The sequence below is a fragment of the Rhizobium sp. NFR12 genome (assembly GCF_900108545.1).
GTDB classification, from domain to species: domain Bacteria; phylum Pseudomonadota; class Alphaproteobacteria; order Rhizobiales; family Rhizobiaceae; genus Neorhizobium; species Neorhizobium soli.
In genome coordinates, this window is record NZ_FNWM01000001.1 from 414,278 (window position 1) to 441,210 (window position 26,933).

General features: G+C 61.1%; 26 protein-coding genes. 18 read left to right on the forward strand and 8 right to left on the reverse strand.

Features of this window, described 5'->3' with window-relative positions; translation table 11 throughout:
* Positions 1–124 precede the first annotated feature (124 nt).
* The 5 genes from cysT to BLW69_RS22940 all read left to right on the forward strand — a co-directional run bounded on the left by cysT (position 125) and on the right by BLW69_RS22940 (position 4,152).
* On the forward strand, positions 125–949 hold the full coding sequence (cysT, locus tag BLW69_RS01930; protein WP_092659566.1) for a sulfate ABC transporter permease subunit CysT: 825 nt from the start codon (positions 125–127) through the stop codon (positions 947–949).
* A 4-nt stretch (positions 950–953) separates the two neighbouring features.
* The gene (gene cysW / locus BLW69_RS01935; protein ID WP_092659568.1) at positions 954–1,832 is read left to right on the forward strand and encodes a sulfate ABC transporter permease subunit CysW; all 879 of its coding nucleotides are present in this window, start codon (positions 954–956) and stop codon (positions 1,830–1,832) included.
* Positions 1,829–2,848, forward strand: coding sequence for a sulfate/molybdate ABC transporter ATP-binding protein (locus tag BLW69_RS01940; RefSeq protein WP_092659570.1), 1,020 nt, complete (start codon positions 1,829–1,831; stop codon positions 2,846–2,848). The genes cysW and BLW69_RS01940 overlap by 4 nt, the downstream gene beginning before the upstream one ends.
* Positions 2,849–2,982: 134 nt before the next feature.
* Positions 2,983–3,681: an HAD family hydrolase gene (locus tag BLW69_RS01945; RefSeq protein ID WP_092659572.1), complete on the forward strand. Its 699-nt coding sequence runs from the start codon at positions 2,983–2,985 to the stop codon at positions 3,679–3,681.
* Between the two features lie 132 nt (positions 3,682–3,813).
* Positions 3,814–4,152, forward strand: a complete 339-nt coding sequence (locus BLW69_RS22940; protein WP_244508724.1) for a nucleoside triphosphate pyrophosphohydrolase family protein — start codon at positions 3,814–3,816, stop codon at positions 4,150–4,152.
* Between the two features lie 12 nt (positions 4,153–4,164).
* On the opposite strand, the gene BLW69_RS01955 is transcribed toward BLW69_RS22940, so the two are convergent.
* A complete protein-coding gene (locus BLW69_RS01955) occupies positions 4,165–4,746 on the reverse strand; it encodes a DUF1349 domain-containing protein (protein ID WP_092659574.1) in 582 nt (193 codons plus the stop codon).
* 440 nt (positions 4,747–5,186) lie between these two features.
* Here BLW69_RS01955 and BLW69_RS01960 point away from each other — a divergent pair, with 440 nt between their 5' ends.
* Positions 5,187–7,208, forward strand: coding sequence for a DEAD/DEAH box helicase (locus BLW69_RS01960; RefSeq protein WP_092659576.1), 2,022 nt, complete (start codon positions 5,187–5,189; stop codon positions 7,206–7,208).
* Between the two features lie 69 nt (positions 7,209–7,277).
* Here BLW69_RS01960 and BLW69_RS01965 read toward each other — a convergent pair whose 3' ends face one another.
* Positions 7,278–8,012 carry an SDR family oxidoreductase gene (locus tag BLW69_RS01965; protein WP_092659578.1) on the reverse strand — a complete coding sequence of 245 codons (735 nt, stop codon included), beginning with the start codon at positions 8,010–8,012 and terminating at the stop codon, positions 7,278–7,280.
* A gap of 187 nt (positions 8,013–8,199) precedes the next feature.
* Here BLW69_RS01965 and BLW69_RS01970 point away from each other — a divergent pair, with 187 nt between their 5' ends.
* Positions 8,200–9,099 carry an AraC family transcriptional regulator gene (locus BLW69_RS01970; protein ID WP_244508725.1) on the forward strand — a complete coding sequence of 300 codons (900 nt, stop codon included), beginning with the start codon at positions 8,200–8,202 and terminating at the stop codon, positions 9,097–9,099.
* A 71-nt stretch (positions 9,100–9,170) separates the two neighbouring features.
* On the opposite strand, the gene BLW69_RS01975 is transcribed toward BLW69_RS01970, so the two are convergent.
* Positions 9,171–9,617 carry a MarR family winged helix-turn-helix transcriptional regulator gene (locus BLW69_RS01975; RefSeq protein WP_092659580.1) on the reverse strand — a complete coding sequence of 149 codons (447 nt, stop codon included), beginning with the start codon at positions 9,615–9,617 and terminating at the stop codon, positions 9,171–9,173.
* Positions 9,618–9,689: 72 nt separating this feature from the next.
* Here BLW69_RS01975 and BLW69_RS01980 point away from each other — a divergent pair, with 72 nt between their 5' ends.
* Together BLW69_RS01980 and BLW69_RS01985 are read left to right on the forward strand one after the other, a co-directional pair.
* The gene (locus tag BLW69_RS01980; protein WP_092659581.1) at positions 9,690–10,061 is read left to right on the forward strand and encodes a VOC family protein; all 372 of its coding nucleotides are present in this window, start codon (positions 9,690–9,692) and stop codon (positions 10,059–10,061) included.
* A gap of 341 nt (positions 10,062–10,402) precedes the next feature.
* Complete coding sequence (locus tag BLW69_RS01985) at positions 10,403–10,867, forward strand: hypothetical protein (protein WP_092659582.1); 465 nt, start codon at positions 10,403–10,405, stop codon at positions 10,865–10,867.
* A gap of 106 nt (positions 10,868–10,973) precedes the next feature.
* On the opposite strand, the gene BLW69_RS01990 is transcribed toward BLW69_RS01985, so the two are convergent.
* From BLW69_RS01990 to BLW69_RS02005, 4 genes are all read right to left on the reverse strand, one after another.
* Positions 10,974–12,410: an NAD-dependent succinate-semialdehyde dehydrogenase gene (locus BLW69_RS01990; protein ID WP_092659613.1), complete on the reverse strand. Its 1,437-nt coding sequence runs from the start codon at positions 12,408–12,410 to the stop codon at positions 10,974–10,976.
* A 196-nt stretch (positions 12,411–12,606) separates the two neighbouring features.
* The gene (locus BLW69_RS01995) at positions 12,607–13,197 is read right to left on the reverse strand and encodes a cupin domain-containing protein (RefSeq protein WP_092659615.1); all 591 of its coding nucleotides are present in this window, start codon (positions 13,195–13,197) and stop codon (positions 12,607–12,609) included.
* Positions 13,198–13,415: 218 nt separating this feature from the next.
* Positions 13,416–14,996, reverse strand: a complete 1,581-nt coding sequence (locus tag BLW69_RS02000; protein WP_092659617.1) for a GmrSD restriction endonuclease domain-containing protein — start codon at positions 14,994–14,996, stop codon at positions 13,416–13,418.
* A 334-nt stretch (positions 14,997–15,330) separates the two neighbouring features.
* Positions 15,331–16,506: an acyl-CoA dehydrogenase gene (locus tag BLW69_RS02005; protein WP_092659619.1), complete on the reverse strand. Its 1,176-nt coding sequence runs from the start codon at positions 16,504–16,506 to the stop codon at positions 15,331–15,333.
* A gap of 110 nt (positions 16,507–16,616) precedes the next feature.
* On the opposite strand from BLW69_RS02005, the gene BLW69_RS02010 reads away from it, so the two are divergent.
* The gene (locus BLW69_RS02010; RefSeq protein ID WP_092659621.1) at positions 16,617–17,534 is read left to right on the forward strand and encodes a LysR family transcriptional regulator; all 918 of its coding nucleotides are present in this window, start codon (positions 16,617–16,619) and stop codon (positions 17,532–17,534) included.
* A 59-nt stretch (positions 17,535–17,593) separates the two neighbouring features.
* Here the strand turns inward: BLW69_RS02010 and BLW69_RS02015 are convergent, their stop codons facing one another.
* A complete protein-coding gene (locus tag BLW69_RS02015; protein ID WP_092659623.1) occupies positions 17,594–18,517 on the reverse strand; it encodes an NAD(P)/FAD-dependent oxidoreductase in 924 nt (307 codons plus the stop codon).
* Between the two features lie 129 nt (positions 18,518–18,646).
* Between BLW69_RS02015 and BLW69_RS02020 the strand changes: the two genes are divergently transcribed.
* From BLW69_RS02020 to BLW69_RS02055, 8 genes are all read left to right on the forward strand, one after another.
* Positions 18,647–19,096 (forward strand): Rrf2 family transcriptional regulator, encoded by a 450-nt coding sequence (locus BLW69_RS02020; protein WP_062461367.1) that lies wholly within the window; start codon positions 18,647–18,649, stop codon positions 19,094–19,096.
* A 212-nt stretch (positions 19,097–19,308) separates the two neighbouring features.
* Positions 19,309–20,388 carry a LacI family DNA-binding transcriptional regulator gene (locus BLW69_RS02025; RefSeq protein WP_062461364.1) on the forward strand — a complete coding sequence of 360 codons (1,080 nt, stop codon included), beginning with the start codon at positions 19,309–19,311 and terminating at the stop codon, positions 20,386–20,388.
* Positions 20,385–21,407: an ABC transporter substrate-binding protein gene (locus BLW69_RS02030; protein WP_092659625.1), complete on the forward strand. Its 1,023-nt coding sequence runs from the start codon at positions 20,385–20,387 to the stop codon at positions 21,405–21,407. Before BLW69_RS02025 ends, BLW69_RS02030 begins: the two co-directional genes overlap by 4 nt.
* Positions 21,408–21,536: 129 nt before the next feature.
* A complete protein-coding gene (locus BLW69_RS02035; RefSeq protein WP_062581997.1) occupies positions 21,537–22,382 on the forward strand; it encodes an ABC transporter permease in 846 nt (281 codons plus the stop codon).
* Positions 22,379–23,161 carry an ABC transporter permease gene (locus BLW69_RS02040; RefSeq protein ID WP_092659627.1) on the forward strand — a complete coding sequence of 261 codons (783 nt, stop codon included), beginning with the start codon at positions 22,379–22,381 and terminating at the stop codon, positions 23,159–23,161. The genes BLW69_RS02035 and BLW69_RS02040 overlap by 4 nt, the downstream gene beginning before the upstream one ends.
* A complete protein-coding gene (locus BLW69_RS02045; protein ID WP_092659629.1) occupies positions 23,154–24,191 on the forward strand; it encodes an ABC transporter ATP-binding protein in 1,038 nt (345 codons plus the stop codon). The genes BLW69_RS02040 and BLW69_RS02045 overlap by 8 nt, the downstream gene beginning before the upstream one ends.
* A 12-nt stretch (positions 24,192–24,203) precedes the next feature.
* The gene (locus tag BLW69_RS02050) at positions 24,204–25,133 is read left to right on the forward strand and encodes a nucleoside hydrolase (protein ID WP_092659631.1); all 930 of its coding nucleotides are present in this window, start codon (positions 24,204–24,206) and stop codon (positions 25,131–25,133) included.
* A complete protein-coding gene (locus BLW69_RS02055; protein ID WP_092659632.1) occupies positions 25,133–26,932 on the forward strand; it encodes an adenine deaminase in 1,800 nt (599 codons plus the stop codon). The genes BLW69_RS02050 and BLW69_RS02055 overlap by 1 nt, the downstream gene beginning before the upstream one ends.
* Position 26,933: the final 1 nt, after the last annotated feature.

Here is a 26,933-nt window from a genome sequence, read left to right on the forward strand (position 1 = left end):
GTTCTGTGTGACCGCCACAGGAATGAGGGACGTTAAAGAACTGCGAAACCAGACCGGTGGATATTTGTCCGCCGGTTCTTGCTGTTGAAGACTTTGTTGCAGTTGAAAACGAGGAACTGATCATTTGAGACGACGCAATGTCCTGCCTGGCTTGCCGTTATCGCTGGGCGTGACCCTGTTTTATGTCGGCCTGATCGTGGTGCTGCCGCTGGCGGCCCTTGTCATCAAGGCAGCGAGCCTGGGGCCTGAAGACTACTGGCGGATCGTTTCCTCGTCGCGGGCGATTGCCAGCTACCGGGTCACGGTGCTTTCGGCGCTGGGTGCCACCGTGTTCAACCTGTTCTTCGGTCTGTCGCTTGCCTGGGTGATCACCCGCTACCGGTTTCCCGGCCGCCGCATCATCGATGCGATGGTCGATCTGCCGTTTGCGCTGCCGACGGCGGTTGCCGGTATTGCGCTGACGGCGCTGTTTGCCAACAATGGCTGGTTCGGTTCGGTGCTGGAGGGCTACGGCATCAAGGTCGCCTACACGCCGCTAGGCATCATGATCGCCATGTGTTTCACCTCGCTGCCGTTTATCGTGCGCACGGTGCAGCCGGTGCTGGAAGATCTCGATCCGGCGCTGGAAGAAGCGGCGCAATCGCTTGGCGGTTCCGACTGGACGATCTTTACCAAGGTCATCCTGCCGCTTCTGACGCCGGCGCTGCTGGCCGGCCTTTCCCTGTCGTTTGCCCGCAGCCTTGGCGAATTCGGGGCGATCATCTTTATTGCCGGCAACCAGCCGATGTCGACGGAGATCACAGCGCTGCTGATCTTCATCCGGCTTGAGGAATACGATTACCAGGCGGCTGCCGCGATCGCCTCGGTGCTGCTGCTCGCCGCCTTTACGATGCTGGCCGTTACCAACTGGCTGCAGTCGCGGGCGCTGCGTTACACGGTGAAGGGATAAGACCATGAGCGCTGTTTCCCCCCATCGCAAACCGCCGCGCGTCGGCGATAACACGGTGTTTCGCCGCACGCTGATCGGCATCGTCCTGGTTCTCGTCGCCTTCGTCATCGTCGCGCCGCTGATCATAATCGGCGTCGAGGCATTCTCGAAAGGCTGGGCGGTCTATCGCGACACGATCCTCCATCCGGATACCCGCCACGCCATCATGCTCACGGTACTGGCAGCGCTGATTGCCGTGCCCGTCAACACCGCCTTCGGCATCGCCGCCGCCTGGGCGATCACCAAGTTCGATTTCTGGGGCCGTCGCTTTCTGCTGGTGGTGATCGAGATCCCGTTTTCGGTCTCGCCCATCGTTGCCGGCGTCGCCTATCTGTTCGTTTATGGCCTGCAGGGCCTGTTCGGGCCTGTTCTCGATGCCTACGGGATCAAGATCCTGTTTGCGGTGCCCGGCATCATCATCGCCTCGATGTTCGTGACCGCACCCTTCGTTGCCCGCGAACTCATTCCGCTGATGCAGGCGCAGGGCCGCGATCTCGAGGAGGCCTCGACCTCGCTTGGCGCATCCGGCTTCCGCACCTTCTTTTCGGTGACGCTGCCAAACGTCAAATGGGCGCTGCTCTACGGCGTCATTCTCTGCAATGCGCGCGTGATGGGCGAATTCGGCGCCGTTTCGGTCGTGTCGGGCAATATCCGCGGCCAGACCAATACGCTGCCGTTGCATATCGAGCTGCTCTATCACGACTATCAGGCGGCGGGCGCCTTCGCGTCGGCCTCCATCCTGGCGTTGATCGCCGTCCTTACCATCATCGCCAAGGTCGCGCTCGAGCGCCAGGGTGCGGGCCGCGTCCGCAAAACCGCCATTCCGGCAGAGAAAACAGCATGAAGATCCGTCTCGAAAACGTCGTCAAAACCTTCGACACCTTCCGTGCCGTCAAGGGCGTGTCGCTCGATATCGAAAGCGGCGAACTGGTGGCGCTTCTCGGCCCCTCCGGCTCCGGCAAGACGACCATCCTGCGCATGGTGGCGGGTCTCGAATATGCCGATGGCGGCGCCATCTATTTTGGCGATCAGGATGCGACCGACATTCCGGTGCGCGACCGCGGCGTCGGCTTCGTGTTCCAGCATTACGCGCTGTTTCCGCATATGACGGTGGCACAGAACATCGCCTTCGGCATGAAGGTTTCCAAGGTGAAGCGCGACAAGGCGGCGATCGATGCCCGCGTCACGGACCTGTTGCGGCTGGTACGGCTGGATGGTTTAGGCGATCGTTTCCCGGCGCAGATTTCCGGCGGTCAGCGGCAGCGCGTGGCGCTTGCTCGGGCGCTGTCGGTCGATCCGAAGGTACTGCTGCTCGACGAACCGTTCGGTGCGCTCGATGCAAACGTCCGGCACGATCTCCGCCGCTGGCTGCGCGAGATCCATTCGGAACTCGGCATCACCACGATCTTCGTCACCCACGACCAGGAAGAGGCGCTCGATCTCGCCGACCGGGTGGTGATCCTGAAGGACGGCCAGATCGTGCAGCAGGGCACGCCGCAGCAAGTCTGCCGCGATCCGCAATCGGCCTTCGTGATGAAGTTCCTGGGCGATGCCAACGTGCTCTCAGCCCAGGTCCGCGACGGCCGCGCCCATGCCGGCGGCCTTTCGGTCGATGCATTGGGGATACCAGACGGCAAGGCCGAGCTCTACGCCCGCCCCGCCGATCTCGACTGGTCGGCACAGGCGCCCGGCATTACGGCAACCATCACCCGCGTCCTCGACCGCCCCGACAGCCGCCGCGTGCTGGCGGTAACGGAAACCGGCGAACAGCTGGAATTCGATGTGGAGCCGGAACGGCGCGTTTCAGCCGGCGAGGGCGGGTTCGTGACGCTGCGGCGGGCGAAGGTGTTTGCGGTTTAGGGGGTGTGGGGAGTCAAACGTCTGCCATCGCAAGACGCGGTCATTGCGGATGATCGCGAACCACTGTCATCCGCCCGACGCACGCACAGCCTAGATCACAGACTTACCTAGCCCCCTTGGAATTGGGACGTCGCATGATTGATGCCGTGCTGTTCGATTTGGATGAGACATTGTTCGACAGATCGTCGTCCTTGAACGCTTTTGTCCAGCATCAGTTTTCAAACGTCGATATCGGCGACTTCTCCAGCTTGAGCGAGGTGGCTGCTCGGTTTCTTGAACTGGATCGCCGGGGATGCGTGTCGAAGCTCGACGTCTACGGCACACTGCTTGGCGAAATCGGCAATTCCGATGAAAGGCTGATCAAGGACCTGTTTGACGATTACGAAGCGAACGCTTGGCGTCATGCGCGGCCCTTCGAAGGGATGAGCGATGTCATCCTGGAGCTGAGGCGATCAGGCAAAAAGATCGGCATCGTCAGTAACGGCCAAACCCATATACAGTTGAGGTCATTGCTGGCGCTGAACCTCGATCGGCTGGCAGACGCCTACCTCATTTCAGAACAAGAAGGGTGCAGGAAGCCGGATACGGAAATCTTCCTCAAAGGCGCGATGAGACTGTCTGTCACAGCAAGCAAATGCGTTTTCGTCGGCGATTCGCCGGAGGCAGATATTATAGGGGCTCACGCTGCTGGCATGCGAACGGTCTGGTTCCCGAACGGAGCGGTGTGGCCGGATGGCGCGGCGGTCAGGGCCGACGGAATGATCACGAGTCTGATGGAACTCCCGGCTTTGATCGCGCAGTGGATAGCTGATGCCGATGACTGGCTCTCCTAGCGGATGTCGTCTTCTGAGCGAAACGGGTAGCTCCCTTGCAACAATCCGCCACTTGCGGTCATCGCAGCGGTCCTGTCGCAAATCGGTGGTAGCGTCGACAAACTGTGTCTTTCTACGATTGCCGAGGACAGAATGAGTGCGACCTTCAAGGAGCTGAGTGACCGGATTGGTCACGTCGGGGACCTCTACGCCAGAGTCCATGCCATTGAACGGAGCGCCGATTGGTATCTTCTGAAGCTGACCGAGGAACTTGGCGAACTGACCGCTGAGCATCTCCTGATGGCCGGTCGGGCGAAGCCAAATGCTGATGGTTCAGGCGGCACGCGCGAAGCCCTGGAAAACGAAGCGGCCGACTTGTTCGGGCAGTTCGTTTTGTATCTTCGGGCGAACGAAATCGACATCGAGGCGGCCATCGAGCGCAAATGGCTCAGGCATCTCGATAAGTATGTTGCTCTCGGCACGGAAATTTAAGCGCTCTTGCGGCTACGACAGGTCGTGGAGGTCCTTGCCCAAGGCCGGCCCCAATTGCCACTCACTGAATCTTACCTCCAGGCCGGCTCTTTCGGGAGTACAGCACATCGGGCCAACGAAATAATGATCCGCTTTTGGGAATGGGCAAAGGCGGACGAGTGGCCAACTTTGGCCATCGGCTGACGCTTGTATTCTCAGAACGCCGCTATGGACGGTCACTCTTATCCAAAAATCTGATGGGTCGCCGTCGTATCGTCCCGTGGCCCAGTCGGAGGCGTCATTCGTCAGCACACTGCCGAGCAAGCCATAGCCGTCCGAGAACTCGATCCCGGTCTTGACCCAACGTCTTTCGTCGAGCCTGACCATGAGGCCAGCCTGGTCGTAAAGATGCTCAAAAACGGCCTGGACTCGAACCTGGGCGGTGAAATCGCCTTCGGCCTTGAATGCGTAGAAGTGGCCGTTGTCGCGGACAAAGCCGTAATGGGTCTCTCGCCAGAAATCCGTGTTGGCGTCGGTCGTGACAGATAGTGCGATATCCGAAGCTTCTGAATTTGCGGGCTGATTGAGCCACCGTCCATTCTTAAGGCTCTGCAATAGTGGCTCCTATGACAACCGGCGGATTTGCTTTGCCGCATATTTCGTCGAGAGATTATTGCTAGAGCGCATGAACTGCCAACGAAAAAGGAGTGAAAGGGAAATTCTGCGTCGCTCCAAGAGCTGCCAGGAGAGTGTGGAATGATCGCGCACCACGATAGCTCTTCCTTCGGCCAGCAGCATAGCGGCTGCGCGGCGCAGGAGTGGTTGTGGTGGGACATAAAAAGATAGGGCATTCCTCCCTCATTCGGGCCGAACTCAGCTCCGCGCCCGGGCATCGGTCGGGGTGAGGGACAGATCTACTCGCGACCAACCGTAACCCCGCGGCCACCCATCCTTTGACTTTTCGCGCCGAAGCCTATAGGGACGGCGCAAACGTTCGGCTGCGATCGTTGCAGCCATGGGGCCTTTGAGCCCGACATATCCGAAAGACAGATTTGATGACCGATATCAACGGCGCCGCCCCGGCGATCGCGAAGGCTTTGCAAAAGCGCGGCTATGAGACGCTAACCCCCGTCCAGCTGGCCATGCTCGATCCTGCGCTCGAAACCGCCGATGCGCTCGTTTCCGCACAGACCGGCTCCGGCAAGACGGTTGCCTTCGGCATGGCCATGGCGCGCACGCTGCTCGACGATGGCGAGAAATTCGGCCGCGCTGCTGCACCTCTCGCACTCGTCATTGCGCCGACCCGCGAGCTTGCCATGCAGGTGAAGCGCGAACTCGACTGGCTCTATGCCGAAGCAGACGCCGTGATCACCTCCTGCGTCGGCGGCATGGATATCCGCGCCGAGCGTCGTTCGCTGGAACGCGGTGCCCATATCGTCGTCGGCACGCCTGGCCGTATCTGCGACCACATCCGCCGCAACGCGCTCGACATGACGGAAATCCGCGTGGCCGTGCTCGACGAAGCCGACGAGATGCTCGATCTCGGTTTCCGCGAAGATCTCGAATACATTCTCGAGGCAGCACCTGCCGAACGCCGTACGCTGATGTTCTCGGCAACCGTTCCCTCGGCCATTGCCAAGCTTGCCAAGAGCTACCAGCGCAATGCCGTGCGCATTGCAACCGCATCCGAACAGAAGCAGCATGTGGATATCGAATATCGCGCGCTGGTCGTCACGCCGTCGGACCGCGAGCATGCGATCGTCAATGCGCTTCGCTTTTACGAGGCGCCGAACGCAATCGTGTTCTGCTCGACGCGTGCTGCCGTCAACCATCTGCATGCCCGTCTTGCCAATCGCAATTTCTCCGTTGTGGCCCTTTCGGGCGAGCTGACGCAGACCGAGCGCACCCATGCGCTGCAGGCCATGCGTGATGGCCGCGCCCGCGTCTGCATCGCAACCGACGTCGCTGCCCGCGGTATCGACCTGCCGGGTCTCGAACTCGTCATCCATGCGGATCTGCCGACCAATTCGGAAACGCTGCTGCACCGTTCGGGCCGCACCGGCCGTGCGGGGCGCAAGGGCGTCAGCGCCCTGATCGTTCCGGTCAGCCAGCGCCGCAAGGCCGAGCGTCTTCTCAACGGCGCGCAGGTCGAGCCCACCTGGGCCCGCCCGCCATCGGCCGAAGAGGTGACCGCGCGCGACGAGGAACGTCTGTTTGCCGATCCGATCTTTGAAGAGATCGCCAAGGACGAGGAAGAACAGGGCCTGATCGACAAGCTGGTGGCGCGTTTTGACGCGACGAAGCTGGCGTCCGCCTTCGTCAGCCTCTATCGCGGCAAGAATTCGGCGCCGGAAGATATTACCGAAGTCTCGCTGGAGACCCGCAAGCCCCGCGAAGGCGGCAATGATTCCGCACCGAGGCCGCTGACGCCGCGTGGCGATTTCGGTGCAGCCGTGTGGTTCTCGCTGTCGGTCGGTCGCAAGCAGCGCGCCGAACCGCGCTGGCTGATCCCCACCATCTGCCGCGCCGGTGATCTCACCAAGCAGGAGATCGGCGCGATCAAGATGCAGGCCGACGAGACTTTCGTGGAAATTGCCGCCGCCCATGCCGACAAGTTCATGGCCAAGCTCGGCAAGGACGGAATGATGGAACGCGGCGTGCGCGTGACGCGTCTCGACGGCGTTCCGGACTTCAGCAAGTTCTCGCGCGGCGATGACGAAGGCTTCGTCAAGCGCGAAGGCCCGCGTCTCGACAAGCCCTACAAGGACAACAAGCCGTTCAGCAAGGATGGCCCGCGCAGCGACAAGCCTTTCAACAAAGACAAGCCCTACGGCGACAAGCCTTTCAACAAGGACAAGCCGGCCGGAGCCAAGCCTTACGGCGATGCACCGCGCAAGGACTGGAAAGCCAAGCCCGCCGGCGCCAATGTCGACCGCCGCGTTGACGACGAGGTCTGGGGCGAAAAGCCGAAGTCCAACTTCGCCAAGAAGCCGGGTGACAAGCCGTTCAACAAGGCTGGCGGCGACAAGCCGTTCAAGAAGCCGGCCCCTAAGGGCGGGTTCGACAAGCGCAAGTAGTTCGAAGCGGGGGACGAGGTTTCGTCCCCCGTTTGTTTATTGGGAGATCTGGCGGGCAGGTTACATCCCCTAGCCCTCGAAGCTGCCGCCATAGTCCTTCGGGACGAGGTCGGCTTGCGCATTGCCGCTCCGCACCAGCTCAAGGATCATGTCTGCCACACGTTCCGGCGGGTGTGCGAAGGATGCGGTTTGGATCTCCTGCGCCTTTGCCGATTCCAGCCCAGACCTGACGGCGCCGTAAAACTCGGTCGCGGTGATGAACGGATGCATGATCGAGACGGCAATGCCGGCATCGGCAAGCTCCAGGCGAGCGACACTTGAAAGCATGTTCAGCGCTGCCTTGGAGCTGGTATAGGCAGCCGAGCCCGGATAGGTGGCAAGCGTTGCGCCTGAGCTGACATTGACGATGCTGCCGGCACCTTGGCTGCGCATATGGGGAATGACCGCCTGCATCATGACCAACGGCGCTACGCAGTTGAGATCGAGCACATCTTTGAAATCCTCAATGCCGATCTCTTCGATCGTGGCATGCAGGCCCTGTCCGGCGTTGTTGACCAGAACATCGATGCGACCGTATTTCTGAGCGGCGGCCTGGACGGCTTGTTTAACCTGCTCCGGGTGCGTGACATCACAAACCACCGCCAGCGCCTCATTGCCAATCTCCCGTGCCAGCGCTTCGATGCGATCTTTCCTGCGGGCCAGCAAAACGACCCGCGCGCCGGACAAGGCCGCAGCGCGCGCCGTTGCTTCGCCGATACCCGAGGAAGCGCCGGTGACAATCACAACCGCGTCTTTGATTTCCATCTGGAATGTTCCTTCATAAAATGGTGTCCCGCGCAGCATCGCAACAAGGCTGCGCGGGTGAGTATCCGTAGACCGGAGGCGATCCCGTCGCGCGTCCGATCCGGTCTGAAATTTGCACATTCCTGCTTATGCGTTGCTCTGGACGGAAAGCCGTGCCACATCTCTGCTCATGAGCGATGCCATCAGGATGTTGAAGGAGTTTGTGGAAGAACGCGCTGCAGGCGTGCTCACGACCACGGGCATTCCCCGCGTTGACATCCTCAAGGTGACCGAACCGACCGAGCTGTTTCCCGAAATCTATCAGCCTCTGGTTAGCCTGATCCTGCAGGGAGAAAAGCGCCTGCTGATCGGGAGCGAGGTGATGAATTACACCGCAGGGCAGACGTTCATCGCGTCGGTGGCGCTCCCCGTCATCGGCGAAATCGTTCACGCGAGTGCGAAGGGTCCCTATCTCGCGGTCAGGCTCACCTTCGATCGCGCGATGATCGCCGATTTGCTGCTGGACGATCCCGGCCCGGCGATATCAGTCGACACGCCCAGCTTTTGCGTCAGTCACGCAAGCGACAGACTGATCGACGCCTGGCTGAGAATGCTGCGCCTGATGGAGCAGCCGGACGAGATTGCGGTGATGGCACCGCTGCTGGAACGGGAAATCCTGTTCCGACTGCTGCGCGGCCCGCAAGGTGCCGTGCTGCGGCAAGTCGCCAGCATCGACGATCGGTTCTCGCAGATCAGGAACGCGCTGGTCCGGCTGCGCAAGGACTATGCCACCACCTTCCACGTGGACGATCTTGCCTCCGCTTCAAACATGAGCCCGTCCGCCTTTCAGCGGCGCTTCAAGACGAGCACCGGCCTGTCGCCGATCCAGTATCAAAAGCAGATCAGGCTCTACGAGGCGCGCGGCATGCTGTTTGCACGGCCGGGCGATGTGGCAGCCGTCGCACTCGCCGTCGGCTATGAAAGCCTGTCCCAGTTCACCCGGGAATACGCAAGAATGTTCGGATCGCCACCCGCCCGCGACATTAGGAATCTGCGGATGATCTCGACGGTGGGGCCGCCGGGGTATGGTGGGTTGATGAGGGAGTAGGTGGGTGGCTCTCTGGCTGCGGTAGTGAGCGGCAGGGAGCTATGGTCGGGCGTTAGGTTCGACCAATCAGTTTAACGCATTGCCTCTGCTATACGGAGCAGGGCCGCGTATATGATCTCCGGGTTGTCAGGTGCTACGGCATTTCGGGCGATGGTTTCGGCGTCACCGGCGATTTTATGGGCCGCACACAATGCGGTTCGGCCCTTCGGTGTCAGTTCGGTTGTGAGAACCCGGCCGCGTACCGGATGAGCCATGCGCTTGATCAGGCCGTCCCGTTCGAGTGTGGCTATGATGGACTGCATCGTCTGCGGTGTCACGAAGGCGCGCCGGGCCAAGTCCGCACTTGATAAGCCCGCGCTGAACTCCAATCCCGCCAGTACCGAATATTGTGGGGTCGTCAGTCCGATATGTCTCAGCTGGTTGTCGAGATGGCCCCGCAGCGCTTGCTGCGCTCGCTTCAGCGCGTATCCGAGCGAACGGTATGTGTCATCGACCGGTGGATCCATGAGAGTGGACATATCAGGGCCCTTATACTATTAGATGTCAGTACCCTGATAATAGCGGGTCTCATTGAAAAGGATAGGCAGCCTATGGCTCGATTAATTGGACCAGATTTCATCGGCATCCAGACGAAGGATCTGGACGCCGCACTCACCTTCTATCGGGATGTCGTCGGGCTCACGCCCTCGGCAAAAGCACCTCCCGGCGCGGTTGTTTTCGAAACGTACCCTATTCCATTCGCCGTTCGCACGCCGATCGAGGACTTTGATGAGACGGTAAAGCTCGGAACGGGCGTTGCAATCTGGTTTGGTTGTGACGACGCTGACGAACTGCACGCGCATCTTTCCGAGAGGGATGTGCCGATAGTATTCCCGCCCAAAGACGGGCCGTTCGGGCGCTACTTCGCATTCGTTGATCCATTTGGATATACGATAACGGCGCATAACGTCTCAACGCTGTGATCAGAGCATTTGGCTTCAGGTGACGGCAGCCTGAGGCGGATCAAATGCTTTAGCGTCATAAGACTAGAGAGAAGTGCGTTCGATGAAAGCACTTCGCTCTAAAACAGCGCCCGAAAATCCCGACACCTGCCATTTTGTGTTTTCCGCCAGAAGGAACGGAAGCAATATGAACACGTTTAGCTAAGTTCAGAGCAACTCTTTTAATTTTCGTATCATTATTATGAAATATTCGAAAATATTGTCGATTTATGTCTATTTCCAAGGCCAAGAGGCCGAAATGCTTGGCGCAAGCTCTGCATTCGATAGTGCAGTACCATTTCTATACTTAAGGTATTGCTACAATGAAAATCGACACATCAACAAGTCGCCTCTACGCGAGCCAGAGCACGCAGACATCTGCGGCTTCCGACGACACCTCGGCCTCGTTTTCGGCCGCGCTGAACTCGGCCACAGCGGGTACGTCCCAGTCGGATGCAGAGGGCGCCGAACAGACTGACTTTACCAGCATGACCCGCCAGGAAATGCAGGACTGGAGCAATGAGCAGATCCGCAGCGGCAACATGTCGCTCGATTATGGCCTGCCCTTTATGGCGATGACGATGAAGATTCCGGTGGGTGGCGGTACTGCCGGCGCGTTGCAGGCTTCCGATGATGGCGAACGCGTTGATTTTACGGAAAAGGTTCGCGCCGGCATCGAGGGAGCGATTTCACGCAACGACGAGGACGCGCTCAAGATGCTCGAGAAGGCCATGGAGACGATGCAGCAGTATCAGGACGAAACATCCGGCGACGACGCCCGGGCTTAAAACCCCTCAGCCGAACATGCCTGCCTGAACCCACACCATCGCCACCGCACAAAAAAAACGGCCGGAGCTCTCACTCCGGCCGTTCCGCATTTCACCAATCAGCCGATCAGTTCATCTGGCTGACATACTTCGTTTCCAGATAGGCCGCGACGGCTTCGGAGCCGCCTTCGGTGCCGTAGCCGGAATCCTTGACGCCGCCGAAGGGCACTTCCGGCAGGGCGAGGCCGTTGTGGTTGATGGTCAGCATGCCGGCTTCGACTTCACGGCCGAGCGCGTGGGCGGTCTTGACCGAGCCGGTGAAGGCGTAGGATGCGAGACCGAAGGGCAGGCGGTTTGCCTCGGTGATGGCTTCTTCATAGGTCGAGAAGCGGTTGACGATGGCGATCGGGCCGAAGGGCTCGTCGTTCATGATCTTGGCAGAGGTCGGCACATTGGCAAGAACCGTTGGTTCGAAGAAGTTGCCCTTGTTGCCGATGCGCTTGCCGCCGGTCTTCAGTTCGGCGCCGGACGAGACGGCGTCCTGGATCAGCGCTTCCATGGCCGGGATGCGGCGTTCGTTGGCAAGCGGGCCCATCGTGGTGCCGGCATCCATGCCGTTGCCAACCTTGAGGGCTTCTGCAGCCTTGACGAAGCCTTCGAGGAACTTGTCGGCGACGCCGTCCTGGATCAGGAAGCGGGTGGGCGCGACGCAGACCTGGCCGGCGTTGCGGAATTTTGACATGGCGGTCACTTCGATCGCCTTGTCGAGATCGGCGTCATTGAAGATCAGGACCGGTGCGTGGCCGCCGAGTTCCATCGTGGCGCGCTTCATGTGCTTGCCGGCGAGGCTCGCGAGATGCTTGCCGATCGGCGTCGAGCCGGTGAACGAGATCTTGCGGATGACCGGATGCGGAATGAGGTATTCCGAAACTTCCGACGGTATGCCGTAGACCAGGCCGATGACGCCTGCAGGCACGCCGGCGTCTGCAAAGGCGCGGATCAGTTCGGCCGGCGATGCCGGGGTTTCCTCAGGTGCCTTGACGATGATCGAGCAGCCGGTGGCAACCGCTGCAGACAGCTTGCGGACGATCTGGTTGATCGGGAAGTTCCACGGCGTAAAGGCCGCGACCGGGCCGACGGGCAGCTTGATCGTCATCTGGTTGACGCCGGAGAAACGGGCCGGAATGATCTGGCCATAGGTGCGGCGGGCTTCTTCGGCAAACCAGTCGATCGTATCGGCGGCGCCCATGATTTCCATCTTCGACTGGGCAAGCGGCTTGCCCTGTTCGCGGGTCATCATGAAGGCAATGCTATCGGCGCGCTCGCGCAGCAGGTCGGCTGCCTTGCGCATCATCTTGGAACGGTCGAAGGGCGAGGTGTCGCGCCAGATCTTGAAACCCTTGTCGGCCGCTTCGAGCGCGAGATCGAGATCCGCCTTACGGGCATGGGCAATCTTGCCAATCACTTCGTCGGTCGCGGGATCGGTGACTTCGATCGTCTCGCCGGCGATCGCATCGCGCCATTCGCCGTTGATGAAGAGCTTTACGTCGGGATAGGTCTGCATAGGGTCCACTTTCGTTCGTGAAATTCGCGCAAGGGCAGGGGCTGAGGAGGTGCATCCGGCCGCCGGCAGAGGTGTCAAATGTTCCGGTGCCTGAGTTAAGACAAAGACGGGAGACAATCAACGGCGGGCATCGAATAAGTCATACTTATATCGATTAAACCGGGCAGCGTTTTCAGCTGCCGTGCCCCCGCGTGCTCTATAGATAGGGAGGCGTGACGGCGCTGACCACCTCGCAGCGCACAGGTCCGACATTTCGGTAGCGATGCGGCAGGCGGCTGTCGAACAGATAGGCGTCGCCGCGCTTCAGAATACGGGTCTGGGTGCCGACGGTGACTTCCAGTTCGCCGGCAACAACGACGCCGCCTTCCTCCGCCTCGTGGCTGAGCATGGTTTCGCCGGTATCGGCGCCCGGCTCATAGAATTCGTGAAACACCTGCACGCTATGGGATTTGGCATCACCCACCTGCAACAGCGTCAGCGCGCCTGTCGACAAGGGCGTCAGTTCGTCGGCACGGTAAAAGATCTGGTCGACCGGCGGCAGCGTCAGCGCAAAGAAATCGGTCATCGGATAGTTGATCGCTTCCAGGATCTTCTTCAGCGAGGCGACCGAGGGGCTGACCTTGTTCTTTTCAATCAGCGACACCAGCGAATGGGTAACGCCGGCCTTCACCGCCAGGGCCCGCTGCGACAGCCCGTGCGCCTGGCGCACCAGCCGGAGCCGATCGCCGACATCGAACGCCGCTTCGGGTTCGCTGTGATCGGTTTCCGGTTTTTCCGTTCCGTGCATTCTTCGTGCGCGCCTTCATGCATCGCCAGCGCCTCAAGCGGCGGCAGGGACTTGTGATACACCGAAGGGTGGGGGATGGCCAATGACGAAAAGCGGCGTGGGTGGTGAGGGGGATGTGGGACGAAGGGGGCGCGATGGGCGGGGCTGGGGGCAGCTTTGCGCCCCCATATCGGTCGTTCAGGCCAAGTCAGCCACATCCCGAAAGCTGACTCTTTGCTTCATATGACACAGAGGGATTTGGCAATTACAGTCAGGTCGTCGGCACGCTGCTCGACGAAGGGCTTGTAAGCGTCACTGAACAGCACGTCTGTAGCTACAGCCGTAGCTAGGATCGAATTTACCTTTGCTAGTTCCTGCGGCATGTGAGCCCGATACACCGAGGGGGCCGCACCTCCAAGCTTCCGGTTGTCAGAACGCGCCAAGAAGCACAGGTTGGCTAGGATGTTTTCGCTGTAGTCGTCCTGGTTGGATTTCTTGAGAAAGTCCTTCGGCATCATATGATGGAATTCTGACCGGTTCGCGGCCTTTAGGGTTGCTGCCAAACCGATAGGTTGCCCAGAGATGAACGACTCCGGTTTTTTTGTCGCCAACATCAGCAAGAACGTCTTGGTGTTCACATTGCCCATACTAAAATTGTTGGTCAGGAAGAAGTCTGCATCAATGGTGGTATCGAATTCACCGAGCGCTGACGGTTTCCCGTCCCTTAGCGCCGCCATCTCTGCGATGTCGGTCTTTAGGTTTCTCAATACGCCGGAACTGTACCTACGCGAGAACGCCGTGCGCCAGAACCATCGATTGATCTGGTCCCGTTGCTTGTCCGAGTAAGAAGCTTCCTGATTTCCGGGAACAGCAAAGAAAACAGCCAGCGGCACCAGCATCGTCACGAACGGGAGGTTCGTCAGCGTCTGAGCCTGAAAGTTCTGCCGGAGGTAGTCTACCGCATGCTTCACACCGTTTGTCACTGTGTCAAATTGGTCCCGAACCTGGGCCCCGTTCAGTTCCATCAACGCCTTCGGCGACGCGTCTCCGGCCAAGACTGCAGAACAACAACGCAACAGCAGGTCGGTGTCGCCGCCGACTTCAGCGAACCCAAACGGCCGCAACTCGTCCGCGAGATCTTCGAATTGGTCGGCGAGCTGAAATTCCTCGCTCCACGTCCAAGCCGACAGTAGTTGCAAGGTATCAAGTTCAACACCCTGTCGGTTCACACGCTCGAAGATGATGGCGACCGTCGCCTTGTCTTCGGTTTTCGAGACCTGGACGGGGATCTTGGTCTCTTTGAAAATAGCCTGCATGTCGTCGATCCGCTTAATCGTAGCGACGTCCATACCCTCGGTAGCAGCACGGTAAGCGGTTGTGTCGAACAGGGTCTTTAACGGGAAATGCTTGTCTTTTTGCACTTGGTCAGAACGGAGGGCCACGAACTGACTGTCTTGCGCGGTCTGCTCCGCCGACAGGTCGAAATAGATATCGAGCCAGTCGGAGGCGATCTCCGGTTTCATATCGGTCTGGAACACACCAAAAATGGATGTCACCCGTTGCTGCCCGTCTAGCACATAGTCGACGGGATAATCCTCTTTCGGGTCAGGCAGTTTGAATGGTCCCAGATCTCGGTCGAACTTGAGTTGCTCCTTTGTGCGCCAGAACATGAGCGAGCCGAAGGGGTAAGATTTGTATATGCTGTCCATAAGGTATGCCACGCGCTCTGGATCCCACACGAAGCCTCGCTGAAAAGCTGGAATACGGATCTGCCCCCTTGATACGGCTTCGACAATCGTACGAATACTGAAGTCTTCCATCCAAATTCCCCTCATAAAACAGAATCAGCAAAGAGCGTCTTGTGCAGAGATGTTTTCAGCGATTAGGCGGGATTGCAATCGCGGGAGGAGAAGTTGCCGCCTGCTTGCCCGCTTCGCGCGATATTCGGACATCACAATCGGACTTCAGATTTCCGCTTTCAAACTGGACGTACCAAGAGCGGTCGGTCCGCCACCGGCCCCAAATCCGACAGTGCTGTTGCTGGAAGCCGATCGTCCCCATTACCCCAAACCAACCGCCCCCATCCCCATCTCGCGCAAAAAAAAGCCCGGCACGCAACAGCGCGCCGGGCTAGGTTCACACCAAAATCCCGCCTCAGAAAAACGCCTGTATCCCCGTCTGCGCGCGGCCGAGGATCAGCGCATGCACATCATGCGTGCCCTCATACGTGTTGACCGTTTCCAGGTTCTGGGCGTGGCGCATGACGTGGTATTCGATCTGGATGCCGTTGCCGCCGTGCATGTCGCGGGCTTGGCGGGCGATGTCGAGTGCCTTGCCGCAGTTGTTGCGCTTGACGATGGAGATCATTTCCGGCGCCATCTTGTGCTGGTCCATCAGCTGGCCGACGCGAAGCGATGCCTGTAGCCCGAGCGTGATTTCGGTCTGCATGTCGGCGAGCTTCTTCTGGTAGAGCTGGGTGCCGGCGAGCGGCTTGCCGAACTGCTTGCGATCCAGCCCATACTGGCGGGCGCGGAACCAGCAGTCTTCGGCAGCGCCCATCACGCCCCAGGAAATGCCATAGCGGGCGCGGTTGAGGCAGCCGAACGGACCTTTCAGGCCCGTTACGTTGGGCAGGATGGCATCTTCGGTCACTTCCACGCCGTCCATGACGATTTCGCCTGTGATCGAGGCGCGCAGCGAAAGCTTGCCGCCGATCTTCGGGGCCGAGAGACCCTTCATGCCCTTTTCGAGCACAAAGCCGCGGATCTCGTTGTTATGGGCTTCCGATTTCGCCCAGACGACGAAGACGTCGGCGATCGGGGCGTTGGAGATCCAGGTTTTTGCGCCGCGCAGGCGATAACCACCCTCGATTTTTTCGGCGCGGGTCTTCATGCCGCCGGGGTCGGAGCCGGCGTCCGGTTCGGTCAGGCCGAAACAGCCGATCAGATCACCGGAGACGAGGCCGGGCAGATACTTCTGTTTCTGCTCATCGGAGCCGTAGGTGAAGATCGGATAGATCACCAGCGAGGACTGGACGCTCATCATCGAGCGATAGCCAGAGTCGATGCGCTCGATCTCGCGGGCGACGAGGCCGTAGGCGACATAAGAAGCGTTGGCGGCGCCATATTCCTCGGGCAGCGTCACGCCGAGAAGGCCGGTCTGGCCCATCAGCTTGAACAGGTCCTTGTCGGTGGTCTCGTCGAGATAGGCATCGTTGATGCGGGGCGCGAGTTCGGCCTTGGCAAAGCTTGCGGCCGCATCGCGGATCATCCGCTCTTCGTCGCTCAGTTGGTCTTCGATGAGAAAGGGATCGTTCCAGTTAAACGCCATGCTTCTGAGGCCTCCGGATTTCAGCAATTCTGTTGATGGCGATTATCGCCGTGGGGCGCGCAAGGGCAAGACCCGTTTACTCAAACTGTCATGATCTATAGTCATAGGGCATGCTCACCCTGTCGCGAAAGCTTCTGCCGTCCACCTCGGCGCTTGCCGCCTTCGATTCCGTTGCCAGGCTCGGCAGTTTTTCGGCGGCTGCCGAAGAGCTGTCCTTGACCCAAGGGGCTATCAGCCGGCAGGTTTCCGGGCTCGAGGAGCAGCTGGGCATGCCGCTGTTTGCGCGCACCAGCCGCGGCGTGGTGCTGACCGAGACCGGGGCGGACTATGCCAAATCGATCAGCGTGGCGCTCTCTCAGATCCGCTCGGCCTCGCTTGCCGCCATGAGCAAACGGCATGGCGACCAGCTGAACCTTGCGATCTTGCCGACATTCGGCACCCGCTGGCTGATGCCGCGCATTCCGCAATTCGTCGCCCGGCATCCGCAGGTGACGCTGAATTTCGCGACCCGTATCGGCGTGTTCGATTTCGACCGCGAGGGCATCGACATGGCGATCCATGTGGGCACGCCCGACTGGCCGGGGGCCGAGTGCACCTATCTGATGAGCGAAATGGTGGCGCCGGTCTGCTCGCCGGAGTTTCTGGCCAGCCACCCGATCCGCGCGGGCGAAGACCTGCTGCGGCTGCCGCTTCTGCACATGGCATCGCGCCCCGGCGCCTGGAGCCACTGGTTCGCAAGCCTTGGCATCGACACGGCACCCTCCCAGGCAATGCGCTTTGAACAGTTCTCAAGCGTTGCGCAGGCGGCGATTGCGGGGCTGGGCGTGGCGCTGATGCCGCTGTTCCTGATCGATTCCGAACTGGCGAGCGGCCAGCTCGTCGAAGCCTTCCCGCATGAAGTTACGAGCCCCAGCGCCTATTACGCGGTCGCACCCATCAGCAAACGCGATTTTAGGCCGGTGGTGGCGTTTCGGGAGTGGCTGCTGGAGGAGGTGGCGCGGTATGGGCAGGAGGTGGTGGGGTGGTGAAGGGTGACGGAACGGTGCGTCCCGCCCCTTCACCATGATCCATCCATCGCTCCTTGAGCCTATTCATCGTTGATGGTCGCAAACAGCAACGACCGGTGAACAGCCACACCCGCCAGGCTTCCATCGCCGACCGCGAGTGCAACAGAGGCCATCGGCCGCGCGGCGTCGCCGCAGGCGAAGACGCCGGGCAGGCTGGTTTCCTTCATCGCATCAGTCTTGATGGTGGCGCCAAGGGGGCCTTGCTCCATGTCGAGGCCGAGCTGCTGCGCGATCGAGGTGGAGACCTCGAAGGGAGCAAGCGCGAACAGGCCGGAGAAAGACAGGGTTCTTCCATCTACAAGCTGCACATCGGCGCGATCGGTGAGGGCCTTCACGGGGGAGCGCTCGATGACGACGCCGCGCGCTGCGAGGGATTGAAGCTGATCTCTATCCGGCTCGAATGCCTGGTTGAGAAGCAGGGTTGTCGGTCCCCAGTCGGGAAGCATCAGCGCATGGTGCATCGAGAGCGCCGAGCCGGCGATGACGCCGATCTTGCCCTGGTTGAGTTCGTAGCCGTGGCAGTAGGGGCAATGGAACACGCTTTTGCCCCAACGCTCCTTCAGCCCCTCGATGTCGGGAAGAATGTCGCGTACGCCCAGCGCCAGGATCAGCCGGCGCGAACGGTAACGGGTGTCTCTCACCAAAACGGTGACATGAGCCGCTCCGGAGCCTTTCTCACCGTTGCGCTGAACAGTCTCTGCACGACCCGAGACCCAATCCACCGTTGGGTACTCCATGACCTGTGACCGGGCCTCGGCTGCAATTTCAGCGGGATCGACATGGTCCTGGGTGAGGAAGCCATGCGAGTGGGATGCGAACCGATTGCGTCTGAGGCTTTCGTCGATCATCAGGACCTTTCGACGCGCGCGGCCGAGTTGAAGCGCTGCCGACAGCCCGGCGTAGCTGCCTCCGATGATGATGACGTCGTAGATCGTGTCGCTCATGACTTTCTCCTTTATCTCGCAACAACATAAGTGTCGTGAAAAGATGGGTCAAGCCTCATGACACTTCGATTGTATCGTGAATGACGATCGTGCTAGTGTCGGTGGGGAAAGCACGAGAGGGAGCAGAGGATGAGGCAGGACAGTCGGCTATCGCGCATGCTGCATGTGTTGATCCATATGGGGCGACATGACGGGGCGATGACATCCGAGATGATCGCACAGATGCTCGACGCCAACCCTGTCGTCATCCGGCGCACCATGGCGGGATTGCGCGACGAAGGGTATGTCAGCTCCGTAAAAGGGCATGGTGGCGGCTGGACGCTGGCGCGTCCTCTCGAGGAACTGACGCTTCTCGATATCTACCGGGCGGTCGGAGAACCGTCGATCTTTGCGGTTGGACCCGCTTACGACATGCCGGGATGTCCGATCGAACAGGCGGTCAACGGGACTTTGACGGACGTCTTCAACGAAGCAGAGGACCTGCTGCGCAAGAGGTTTGCCGGGGTAACGCTTGCCGATATCGCCAACGGGTTTCAAGGCTCGAGCGAACAGGACGGCGGTCAACGATGCACGCCATGACCGCAGGCGACACCCCAGCCATGTCTTCGGCCGCGGATTGACCCCTCTGTAGACCAAGCCCTCTGCTTCACGCTGGGTGTGCCCCAAGCCCATGCTGTGGTGCCGGATTTTCGCTCTGGCCGCCCAGGGCGTGAGTTTGCAACCATCCGGCAGGACTCGACTCCTCATCCGTTTTCTGCTTTTCTGATTAAACGATTAATCAGAGCGCCTCGATGGCTCCCATCCGCCCCGGTTCGAACATGACTGCGATAGCGAGCGCCCTTGGCGTGTCGGCGGCCACCGTGTCGAATGCGTTGTCGGGCAAGGGGCGGGTTTCGCCGGAGCTTGGGGCGAAGATACGGGCGAAGGCCGAGGAGCTTGGGTATGTGCCGAGCGTGACGGCGCGGGCGCTTCGCACGGGGCGCAGCCGCGTCATCGGGCTGGTGCTTCCCGATATTGCCAATCCGCTTTTCCCGCAGATCGCCCAGGCGATCGAGAATGCTGCAGCCGATGCCGGTTACGGCGTTTTGATCGCCGACAGCCGTGGCGACAGTTCGATGCAGACGCTTGCGATCCAGCGGCTGGTCGAGCGCCAGGTCGACGGGATCGTCATCGTGCCGCGGCTCGGTACCCGCATTGCCGACCTCGGTTGCCCGGTCGCCGTCATCGACAGCCCGTCGACTCCAGGCAACACGGTTTCTTCCGATCATTGGCAGGGTGGCCAGGTGGTCGCCGATCATCTGGTCGGGCTCGGGCACCGGAATTTCGTGCTGATCGGCGCCAATCCGCTCTCGAACGTTCAGAACGATCGCATCGGCGGCATGAAATCGCGCCTGCCGAAGGGTGCCCGCTTCGAGACGATCTGGATCGAAAAGCTTGAGGCACTGGCGGGAGCCGGTTGTTCGCTCGGTTTGAAGCAGAAGGTCGAGCTCGGCTTTACCGCCTTTGCCGCCACGAGCGATCTGCATGCGCTGCGTGCGCTGACCGAATTGCAGCAATCCGGCATCCGCATTCCGCAGCAGGCAAGCGTCACCGGCTTCGACGATCTCGTCTGGTCGTCGGTGGTTTCGCCGGGCCTTACCACCGTGCGCCAGGATATGGCGGCGATTGCCGAGATTGCCGTCGGCGCGCTGGTCGGCGTGATCGGTGACGATGCGGCCGAGCCTGATGCCGCGACCATAACGGTCGGCGTCACAGCCGTTGCAAAGACCGATCGCGTGCCGATGACACTCGTTGCCCGCCAGACCACCGCATCCGTTTCCAGCCCCCAATTTTCACCCGCATCCCCAGCCTTGGAAGGGAATGACCCATGAAGACCCTGATTACCGCATCCGCCGCAGTTTTGCTTGCCACGACAGGCCTTGCCCAGGCCCAGGAAAAGACGCTGACCATTTCCGTCTATGCGCTGGCGCAGGACGAGTACAAGCAGATCGTCTATGATCCCTTCCAGGCGATCTGCGGCTGCAAGCTGGTGGTCGAGACCGGCAACAGCGTCGAGCGGGTGGCCAAGATGGAGGCCAACAAGGCCAATCCGGTCATCGACATGGCCGTCGTCTCCATGGCCGATGCGCTGTCTGCGTCCCGCAAGGATCTGACCGACACGATCGATACGGCCAAGCTCAAGAGCTTCAACGCGCTGTACGACATCGCCAAGGATCCCAACCAGGACGGCAAGAGCGTCGGCTACACGTTCTACGCCAACTCGATCGTCTACCGGTCCGACAAGATGAAGATCGAAAGCTGGGCGGATCTGTTCAAGCCGGAATATGTCGGCCATATCGCGTTTCCGAACATCACCACCAATGGCGCGGCACCAACGCTCTACATGCTCGGCCAGGCGCTGGGGAAGGATACGCCTGACCTTGCCGCCCCGATCGCGACGATCGGCGAGAACAAGGACGAGATCGTCACCTTCTACGAGAAGTCCTCGCAGCTGGTGCAGCTGATGAAGCAGGAAGAGATCTGGGCAGCGCCCGCCGGTCGTTTCGCCTGGGCGCCGTTTACCAAGCTCGGCCTGCCGATGGCATGGGCGACGCCTAAGGAAGGCCAGGCCGGCGGCATGAATGTCATGGTCGTCACCAAGGGTTCCAAGAACCGTGACCTCGCGCTGCAGTTCATGGATTTCTGGCTGTCGACCGAGATCCAGACCAAGCTTGCCGAAAAGCTGGTGGATAGCCCTGCCAATAGCGAGGTGAAGGTGTCGGACGAAGTCGCCGGCAATCTCACCTTCGGCAAGGCAACCGCCGAAAGCCTCAAGTTCATCCCGTCTGCCGTCGCTCTCGACAACCGCGCGGGCTGGATCAAGACCTGGAACGACAAGGTCGGGCAGTAAGCTTCAGCAAACCGCGCGCCTTTCGGCGCCGCAAACCTTTCGGCCCGGGTTCCGGGCTGAAAGGGCGTGGCCTGTGAAGCGCGCGGGAATGATGACGAGACACAGTCCGACGATTACCGGAGACCACGCATGTTTCAAAACCGGGCCGAGGCGTTTGCACTTGCGCTGCCTGCCGCGATTTTCGCGGCGGCGGTGTTTCTGGTGCCGGTGCTGATCCTTCTTTCTGACGGGTTCAGGAGCCTTGATGGCGGCTGGACGCTTGCGGCTTACGGCGAGTTCTTTTCCTCGCCGCTCAACCAGGCAGTGTTTTTGCGCACGCTGAAGCTTGGCGCGCTGGTGACGGTGGTTTCGGCGGTGATCGGATATGCGGCGGCATTTTCCATCGTCAGCCTGTCGCCCACCGCCAAGGGGCGGATGACCGGGCTGGTCGTTTTGCCGCTGATGATTTCGCCGGTGGCGCGCACCTATGCGTGGATTGTCATTCTGGGCCGGACCGGCATCGTCAACCAGGCCTTCCAGGCGCTGGGGCTGAGCGAGGCGCCGCTGCGCATCCTGTTTTCCGAAACGGCGATCTTTATCGGCCTGCTGCAGCTGTTCCTGCCGCTGATGATCATCTCGCTGATCTCGGCGCTCGAGAATATGCCGAAGGATGCGGTTCCGGCAGCACGGGTGCTCGGCGCCAACTGGTTCCAGGTGTTCTGGAAGGTGATCCTGCCGCTCACCAAGGAAGGGCTTGTGATCGGCGGAACGCTGGTCTTCACCGGTTGCCTCACCGCCTATATCACGCCGGCCATCCTTGGCGGCTCCAAGGTGCTGATGCTGGAAACGCTGATGTACCAGCAGGTTGCCGTCAGCAACAATTTCGTCGCCGCAAGCGTCATCGCCTGCATCCTGATTGTCATGAGCTTTGCCGCCAACCTTCTCCTGAAGCGGGTGGCAACGGCGCGCAACACGCAGAGAAAGGCCGCCCGATGACCGCTCGCAGCCTGTTCGTCCCCGCCACGCTGTTTCTGCTGGCGACCTTTCTGATCGGGCCATTTCTGATCATCGTCGCGGCGTCGTTTTCGGCTGGCGAGACATTGGCGTTTCCGCCGCAGGGCTTTTCGCTGCAGTGGATCCTCAAGGTCTTCACGGTCGAAAGCTTCCGCGCCTCGTTTGCGATGTCGATGTTTCTCGCCATCGGCGGCACGGCGGCAGCGCTGGTGCTCGGCATTCCCGCATCCTACGCGCTGTCGCGCTACCGGCTGCCGGGGGCGGAAATCATCCGCACCATCGTTTCCGCGCCGATCATCGTGCCCGGCATCATCGTCGGCCTTTCGCTGCTGCGCTACGTGGTCGTGCCGTTCGGCGTCGGCATCACGCTTGCGCTGTTTCTCGCCCATACCGCGCTGATCCTGCCCTATGCGGTGCGCGTCGTGTCGGCGAGCCTCGACAATCTGCGCTCGGATATAGAGGAGGCGGCGGTGCTGCTGGGTTCCTCCCGGCTCGGTGCCTTCTTCCGGGTGGTCATGCCCAACATCAAGGGCGGCATTCTTTCGGCCTTCATCCTCGGCTTCGTCACCTCGTTCAACCAGGTGCCCGTATCGCTGTTCCTGTCCGGTCCCGGTGTGCGCACGCTGCCGATCGACATGATGGCCTATATGGAAATCGTCTTCGATCCGTCGGTTGCGGCGCTCTCGTCGCTGCTCGCCTTCCTGTCCATCGGCATCGTTTTTGCTGCTGAACGCTTTCTCGGATTTTCCCGCTATGTCTGATCAATCCTATCTCTCGCTTGAAAAGCTGACGCTTGCCTATGGCGACAGCGTGGCCGTTGCCGATCTCGACCTGTCGGTCCGGCGCGGCGAACTCATCGCGCTGCTCGGCCCCTCCGGCTGCGGCAAGACGACGACCATGCGGGCAATCGCCGGGCTGTTGCCTGTGAAATCCGGCAAGGTCATCCTCGACGGCGAGGACATGACGCGCACGGCGCCGAACAAGCGTGCCGTGGGGCTGGTGTTCCAGTCCTATGCACTGTTCCCGCATCTCTCCGTCTACGAAAACGTTGCCTTCGGGTTGCGGCTGAAGGGCATGAAAGGCGCCGGACTGGATGCCAAGGTGCAGTCCGGCATCGCTTCCGTCGGGCTGGCAAAATTTGCCGACCGCAAGCCGGCCGAGCTTTCCGGCGGCCAGCAGCAGCGCGTGGCCCTTGCCCGCTCGATGGTGATGGAGCCGAAGGTTCTGCTGCTCGACGAGCCGCTGTCCAATCTCGATGCCCGGCTGCGGCTGGAAATGCGCACCGAATTGCAGCGCGTCCAGCGCGAAACCGGCGTGACGATGATCTTCGTCACCCACGACCAGGCCGAAGCCCTGTCGCTTGCCGACCGGATCGTCGTCATGAAGAACGGCGCGATCGAGCAGATCGGCACGCCGGAAGATATCTACAACCGGCCGACGTCCTCGTTCGTGGCGGATTTCGTCGGGTTCGAGAACATCTTTGCGCTGGAAGGCGGCGGGCTGAAGACGGACAACGGCAGCGTTCCGCTCTCGGTCGCACCCGGCCTGGAGGCGCCTAAGGCTGCGGGTCTCGCCTGGCGTCCGCGCATGGTGACGCTTGGAACCGGTCCGTTTCGCGGAACCGTGCGCGGCACATCGTTTGCCGGCCATTCCCGCGAATATTTGCTGGACAGCGCGCTCGGTCCGATCAAGGCTGAGGTGGATGCTTCCGAACCGGTGCATGTGTCCGGCTCGGACCTGTCCTTCGACCTGCCGGTACACAAGGCCGCGCAACTTTCGCGCATTGCCTGAGGAGATATAGCCATGGGCATCTGGATCGACACCGATATGGGCTTCGACGACATCGCAGCGATCATGGTCGCAGCGCATGCCGGCCTCGGCGTGGACGGGGTTTCGCTTGTGTTCGGCAATGCACCGATTGAACGGGTGCGCGGCAATGCGGCCGGTGCCTGTGCGGCCTTCGTCTGGCCGTTCCCGGTTCACGCGGGCCGCGCCTTTCCAGTGATGGGCAGGCTTGAGACGGCGCAGGACGTGCTGGGCGATGAAGGCATGCCGAGCGCCGGTCTGCACCTGCCGGACATGCCCGACACGATTACCGACGATGCTTTCGAGGCGCTGTGCCGGTGGCTGGAAACGAGCGACGGCGACGCGCGCCGGATCCTGGCGCTGGGGCCGCTCACCAATATCGCAGCCGTTGCGCTGGCACGGCCGGATCTTGCCGCCAAGATCACCGATCTCACCTGGATGGGCGGCAGCCTGACGGCCGGAAATCAGACAGCATCTGCCGAATTCAACGCCTGGGCGGATCCGGAAGCTGTGGCCATCGTGCTTGCGCATCAGATCCCGCTCAGGATGGTCGATCTCGATATCTGCCGCAAGGTTTTGTGCTTTCCAGACGATGTGGCGCCGATCCGGGCTGCCGGCGGACGCAATGCGACGCTGGTGGCCGATCTCCTGGCCGGCTTCGTCGAGATCGCCACCAGCCGCGGCCGGCCGGCGATGGCGCTTTACGATGCGGTTGCCGCTTTCGCCTTCGCCTATCCGGATCACGTCACCTGGCGCGAGGCGCGCATCGACATGGAAACCGCCGGTACCGTGACGCGTGGGCGGACCGTGGTGGAGACCCGGGCGGCCAAGGTTAGCGGTTTCAACGGATCCTATGCGGCCGAGATAGACGTCGAAAAGGCGCGCGATACGATCCTTGAAACCCTAAAGGCGGAGGCAACGTGGTGATGAGCGGCGAGATGAAGACCATCGTGACTGACATCTACGGGTTTACCGATGCGGGCTTGCGCGACCGGGCCGTGATCGCTGCCCGCGGCGATGCGCCTTTCGATATCCTGATCACCGGCGGCACCCTCGTCGACATGGTGACGGGCGAACTCCGCGCGGCCGATATCGGCATTGTCGGGCCGCTGATCGCCAGCGTCCACGCGCCTGCTAGCCGCAGCGATGCCGACCGGGTGATCGATGCCGGCGGTGCCTTCGTGTCGCCGGGGCTGATCGATACGCATATGCATATCGAAAGCTCGATGGTGACGCCGGCCACTTACGCGCAAACCGTGCTGCCGCGCGGCGTCACCACCGTCGTGTGGGATCCGCACGAATTCGGCAACGTCAACGGTGTCGATGGCGTGCGCTGGGCGGTCGAGGCGGTGAAGTGCCTGCCGCTGCGATGCCTGGTTCTTGCGCCGTCTTGCGTACCGTCTGCACCGGGGCTCGAAATGGCGGGCGCCAGTTTCGAAGCCGATGCGATCGAGGAAATGCTTTACTGGCCGAAGATCGCCGGTCTGGCCGAAGTGATGAACATGCGCGGCGTGATTGATCGCGACCCGCGCATGAGCGAGATCGTCCAAGTGGCGCTGGCTGCGGAAAAGCTGGTCTGCGGCCATGCCCGCGGGCTTGCCGATGCGGATCTCAATGCCTTCATGGCATCCGGCATCACCTCCGACCACGAGCTTGTTTCCGGCGCCGACCTGATCGCCAAGCTGCGCGCCGGACTGACGGTGGAGCTGCGCGGCAGCCATGACCATCTTCTGCCGGAGTTCGTCGCTGCACTTGGCGAACTCGGCCGTCTGCCGCAGACGCTGACGCTCTGCACCGACGATGTGTTTCCGGACGATCTCGTCGATGGCGGCGGGCTGGACGATGTGGTGCGCAGGCTGGTGCGCTACGGCATGAGGCCGGAATGGGCGCTTCAGGCCGCCACGCTAAACGCGGCCCAGCGCATCTGCCGGGCCGATCTCGGCCTGATTGCCGCCGGGCGTCGTGCCGATATCGCTATCTTCGAGGATCTTACGGATTTCCGCGCCCGGCATGTGCTGGCCAGCGGTACGGAAGTTGGCTGCCGCGGAGCGATCTCGGTCGAGATCAAACCGACCGATCCGGCTCCGCTGACGGCTTCGGTCAAGCTCAAGCCTTTGCAAGCGGACGATTTCCGGGTTCGGTCGGAAGGCGCAAAGGTGCGCCTTGCCACGATCGACCGGCCACGGTTCACCCGCTGGGGGACAGCGGATGCCGATGTCGTCGATGGTTTCGTGGTGCCCCCCGAAGGCGCGACGCTGATCGCCGTGACCCACCGCCATGGCCGGGCCGACTGCCGCACGCGCGTCGGTTTTCTCACCGGCTGGGGCACATGGCGCGGCGCTTTTGCCACCACGCTTGCGCATGACAGCCATAACCTGACCGTGTTCGGCGCCGATCCAGTCGATATGGCCGTTGCCGCCAATGCGGTGATTTCCGCCGGTGGCGGCATGGCGGTGGCGATCAACGGCAAGGTGGAGGTGCTGCTGCCGCTGCCGCTCTCGGGTCTCGTTTCGGAAGCGCCGATGGAAGAGGTAGCAGACGGCTTTCGTGCCATCCGCGCCGCGATGGACGGCATCGTCGACTGGACGCCGCCCTATCTTGTGTTCAAGGCCTGCTTTGGCGCGACGCTTGCCTGCAATCCCGGTCCGCACCAGACCGACAGGGGCATCGCCGATGTCGCAACAGGCAAGGTGCTGGAAAGCCCCGTTCTCGAAATTCTCGGATAAG

What these genes read in the sequence shown, in the direction of transcription:
- cysW (WP_092659568.1), top strand. Translation starts at nt 954, where the DNA reads ATGAGCGCTGTTTCCCCCCATCGCAAACCGCCGCGCGTCGGCGATAAC.
- BLW69_RS01940 (WP_092659570.1), top strand. Translation starts at nt 1,829, where the DNA reads ATGAAGATCCGTCTCGAAAACGTCGTCAAAACCTTCGACACCTTCCGT.
- BLW69_RS01945 (WP_092659572.1), top strand. Translation starts at nt 2,983, where the DNA reads ATGATTGATGCCGTGCTGTTCGATTTGGATGAGACATTGTTCGACAGA.
- BLW69_RS22940 (WP_244508724.1), top strand. Translation starts at nt 3,814, where the DNA reads ATGAGTGCGACCTTCAAGGAGCTGAGTGACCGGATTGGTCACGTCGGG.
- BLW69_RS01960 (WP_092659576.1), top strand. Translation starts at nt 5,187, where the DNA reads ATGACCGATATCAACGGCGCCGCCCCGGCGATCGCGAAGGCTTTGCAA.
- BLW69_RS01965 (WP_092659578.1), bottom strand. Translation starts at nt 8,012, where the DNA reads ATGGAAATCAAAGACGCGGTTGTGATTGTCACCGGCGCTTCCTCGGGT.
- BLW69_RS01970 (WP_244508725.1), top strand. Translation starts at nt 8,200, where the DNA reads ATGTTGAAGGAGTTTGTGGAAGAACGCGCTGCAGGCGTGCTCACGACC.
- BLW69_RS01975 (WP_092659580.1), bottom strand. Translation starts at nt 9,617, where the DNA reads ATGTCCACTCTCATGGATCCACCGGTCGATGACACATACCGTTCGCTC.
- BLW69_RS01980 (WP_092659581.1), top strand. Translation starts at nt 9,690, where the DNA reads ATGGCTCGATTAATTGGACCAGATTTCATCGGCATCCAGACGAAGGAT.
- BLW69_RS01985 (WP_092659582.1), top strand. Translation starts at nt 10,403, where the DNA reads ATGAAAATCGACACATCAACAAGTCGCCTCTACGCGAGCCAGAGCACG.
- BLW69_RS01990 (WP_092659613.1), bottom strand. Translation starts at nt 12,410, where the DNA reads ATGCAGACCTATCCCGACGTAAAGCTCTTCATCAACGGCGAATGGCGC.
- BLW69_RS01995 (WP_092659615.1), bottom strand. Translation starts at nt 13,197, where the DNA reads ATGCACGGAACGGAAAAACCGGAAACCGATCACAGCGAACCCGAAGCG.
- BLW69_RS02000 (WP_092659617.1), bottom strand. Translation starts at nt 14,996, where the DNA reads ATGGAAGACTTCAGTATTCGTACGATTGTCGAAGCCGTATCAAGGGGG.
- BLW69_RS02005 (WP_092659619.1), bottom strand. Translation starts at nt 16,506, where the DNA reads ATGGCGTTTAACTGGAACGATCCCTTTCTCATCGAAGACCAACTGAGC.
- BLW69_RS02010 (WP_092659621.1), top strand. Translation starts at nt 16,617, where the DNA reads ATGCTCACCCTGTCGCGAAAGCTTCTGCCGTCCACCTCGGCGCTTGCC.
- BLW69_RS02015 (WP_092659623.1), bottom strand. Translation starts at nt 18,517, where the DNA reads ATGAGCGACACGATCTACGACGTCATCATCATCGGAGGCAGCTACGCC.
- BLW69_RS02020 (WP_062461367.1), top strand. Translation starts at nt 18,647, where the DNA reads ATGAGGCAGGACAGTCGGCTATCGCGCATGCTGCATGTGTTGATCCAT.
- BLW69_RS02025 (WP_062461364.1), top strand. Translation starts at nt 19,309, where the DNA reads ATGGCTCCCATCCGCCCCGGTTCGAACATGACTGCGATAGCGAGCGCC.
- BLW69_RS02030 (WP_092659625.1), top strand. Translation starts at nt 20,385, where the DNA reads ATGAAGACCCTGATTACCGCATCCGCCGCAGTTTTGCTTGCCACGACA.
- BLW69_RS02035 (WP_062581997.1), top strand. Translation starts at nt 21,537, where the DNA reads ATGTTTCAAAACCGGGCCGAGGCGTTTGCACTTGCGCTGCCTGCCGCG.
- BLW69_RS02040 (WP_092659627.1), top strand. Translation starts at nt 22,379, where the DNA reads ATGACCGCTCGCAGCCTGTTCGTCCCCGCCACGCTGTTTCTGCTGGCG.
- BLW69_RS02045 (WP_092659629.1), top strand. Translation starts at nt 23,154, where the DNA reads ATGTCTGATCAATCCTATCTCTCGCTTGAAAAGCTGACGCTTGCCTAT.
- BLW69_RS02050 (WP_092659631.1), top strand. Translation starts at nt 24,204, where the DNA reads ATGGGCATCTGGATCGACACCGATATGGGCTTCGACGACATCGCAGCG.
- BLW69_RS02055 (WP_092659632.1), top strand. Translation starts at nt 25,133, where the DNA reads ATGAGCGGCGAGATGAAGACCATCGTGACTGACATCTACGGGTTTACC.